Origin of the sequence: Candidatus Palauibacter scopulicola, assembly GCF_947581915.1 — a bacterium.
In the GTDB taxonomy this organism is placed as follows: Bacteria; Gemmatimonadota; Gemmatimonadetes; order Palauibacterales; family Palauibacteraceae; genus Palauibacter; species Palauibacter scopulicola.
On the sequence record NZ_CANPWG010000029.1, the window covers coordinates 1 to 2,840 of the forward strand.

General features: G+C 72.3%; 3 protein-coding genes. All 3 read right to left on the minus strand.

Translation table 11 applies throughout. The features are described 5' to 3' along the window. On the minus strand, window positions 1–1,124 hold a 1,124-nt coding region (locus tag RN743_RS05755; protein WP_310777413.1), incomplete at its 3' end, for a hypothetical protein. A 307-nt stretch (window positions 1,125–1,431) separates the two neighbouring features. Then, window positions 1,432–2,364, minus strand: a complete 933-nt coding sequence (locus RN743_RS05760; RefSeq protein ID WP_310777416.1) for a hypothetical protein — start codon at window positions 2,362–2,364, stop codon at window positions 1,432–1,434. Further along, the coding region (locus tag RN743_RS05765; RefSeq protein ID WP_310777418.1) for a VirB8/TrbF family protein at window positions 2,361–2,840 on the minus strand (480 nt) is incomplete at its 5' end. The genes RN743_RS05760 and RN743_RS05765, both read right to left, overlap by 4 nt.

Below are 2,840 nucleotides of genomic sequence, written 5' to 3' on the forward strand. Positions count from 1 at the left end.
GCGTCGAGCGCCGACCAGTCCTTGTCGTACCACCGCTCGATGGCCTCGACGCTTTCGGCGAACTCTTTCCCGGCATCGCCTCCGATGGGCTCCGTCTCGTACGCAACGCCGAGTTCCTTGAGCTTCGCCCGCAGCGGCGGATCGAGCCTGCATCCGACCCTCGCGGTCCCGGGCACGGCCTCCCAGGCCGCGTCTTCGAGGGCGTTCTTGTGTTCGGTCAGGTCGGTGGCGGCGATCATCGCCCGGAGGGGACGGACCTCGTCGGCCATCGCCCGCGCCTCGCCGATCTTCGCGGCCAGAAGCTCCGCGTCCACCGTGCAGCGGTATACGTCGCGGAGCGTGACCCAGCCCCCCGGCAGGAGCCGGTGAAGCTCGACGATCCACCGGACGAGGTTCGTGTACGCCTGCTGCCAAAACGGTTCGCGGGACTTGCCGAAGAGTTGGTTGATGAGGGAGGCGACGCCGTAGGCCATCGAGTAGGAGTCGAGCAGCGGATCATCGAGCGGGTTCCACTGCCAGGAGCCGCCGAACCCGATTTCGAGGTAGTCGTCCTCCCGCCCGGCCTCGCTCAGGATGCTCCGGACCTGGTGACAAAAGTCTCCCTTGACTTCCAGCACGAGCGCGCCCGCGCGGCGGTCGGCGGCGTCGGCCCGCCACTGGAGCAGCTGCCGGGCGAACGGGTACATGCAGGCGGTCGTCTTGCCGGTGCCGACGGCCCCGACGACAAGCAGCCCGGTGTAGAGCCCCTTCTCGGGGATGACGAGCCACGACGGCCGCTCGCTCTCTTCCGGCACGGTCGGATGGTGCAGTTCGCCGATCACGACCGAGGGCGCGCCGTCCCCGGGCGCGTTGGGCCACTCGGGCAACCTGCCCCGCCGCCGGAACCTCACGAGCGGCTGGAGCCAGACGCGCCAGACCGAGAGGACGAGCGATCCGGCGAGCACGACGGCGACGGCGGGCCACGCGTAATGCCAGACGCGGACGGCGGCGTGCAGGGCCGGATCGTGCCAGGCGATCAGGTCGAGATACGGGTTCGCGTCCGCGGGCGGGAACGGCGCCTTGAGCGCCCGGGCGCCGGCCGCGCCGACGGCGGCCCCGATGATGGCGAGGGTGCCGGACTTCATCGGCCGAACCTCCTTCCTGAAAGGATCGATGGCTGGGAGCGACCCGAGGGGGCGGGGCCCGGGGTGCGCAAACGCGCACGGCCCCGAACCCGTAGCAGGCCCTCGGACTGCGGGGTCGCTCCCAGCCCCGCCGAAACGGCCCGCGCGGCCCCGGCCGTCCGGGCCGTCGAGGCGCAAGACGTTCGGGCGCGGCGACTTGCGCCGCCCCGCCGGTGCGCACGCCCGGAGCGCCGGGGTGCGCATCGGCGCCCCGTGTCGTTTTCGGGGGCGGGAGCGGCCATGACCCGCGGCGCGGGAGGTGCGCAAATCATCGGTAGAGGACTCCCGCGAGACGGGTCGTCCGCCAGGCTCGGGCGCGGCCCAGTCCGCCCCGCCCGGCTTGCCGGCGGGCCTCCTTCTCAAGCGCGACGCTGCGCTTCAGCGCGGCTTGCAGCCCGCCGTACTCGTCGAGGACTTCCACGGCACCCCTGTGGATCGCTCGCTCGATCCGGGCCAGTTCGTCGGCCACGCCGGGGTCCGCCTCGCCGCGGCCGGAGTCCTCGGACCAGCGGCCCAGCACCCGACGCGCACGCTCCGTCTCGTCTCTCGTGCGTCCGACGGCGACGGCTTCGACGGAGTGGCCGCGCCGGGCGAGCGCGCTCCAGAGGCCCCGGTGCGCCGTCCCCCAGGACCGGACCCCGCTGACGGTGTCGTGGCCGGGTTCGGCGTAGACGAACACGGCGCGGTCCGGCTCGACGGCGACGGGCAGCTTGACGGGGAAGTAGCGGCGGGTGTCGCCCGCCGCGCCCCGGTAGAGGCGGGACGGCAGGAGCCTCCGCTCGATCCCGAGCGCCTCGAACGCCGCGACCTTCTCGTCCTCGGTCGGAAGCCAGGGCAGGTCGGGGTGCTCGATCACGTAGTCGAGCGAGAGCAGGCGCCGCATCAGAACCCGGGGGGACGCGGGGCGGCGGTGCCGGAGGTGCTCGGCCCCGAAGGCCCGGTAGAGCCGCCGGGAGTAGATCCGGCAGACCCGCCCGATCCCCCGGATGCCGGGCACCGTCTCCTCGGCGGCCAGTCCCTGCTCGATCAGGGCGTGGACCATGCGGCGAGCCCGGTCGTGGTGCGTGGCCAGGAACCGCGTGGCCTGCCTCCGGGTGAACACGCCGCTGTGCAGGCACACCAGCGCGATCCACTCGGCCTTGGCTCCCGTCCAGCCGAACGGTTCGAGCGCCTTCTCGCGTCCCTTGAGATGGAGCGTCATCGCTCCTCCCCGCCGCTGACGAGCGCCCGGTCGGCCCGCATGTAGGTGACGAGGAGCCCCATCGGGTTATGGACGACGAGTTCGTTGGGGATCGAGTCGAGGAACTCGAACCGGAGCGTGAGCGACCAGCGTTCGCGCCGCAGCTCCTGCTCGCCCCTCAGATGCACGAGGTCGAAGTCGGCCGTCGCGCCGTGCGGCGGCGCGGGCGCGGGATGGATGCGGAGCACGACCTGTTCGACTTCGATTTCGGTCCCGGCGGTCCCGGCCGCCGTGGCCGCCACCTCGGCGCCGTCCCTCTGGAAGGCGGCGTTCGCGAGGTCCGTGCTCAGGAACCGGAGGCTCCGCGTCCATTGCTCCTGGACCGTCGCGCGTCTGCGCGAGTGGAAGTCGTGGACGAACCGGTTGAGGAAATATTTTGTCGTGGGATCGAGCGGATCGGCCTGCGCGGTCGCGGCCTCGTAGGCCAGCGCCTCGGC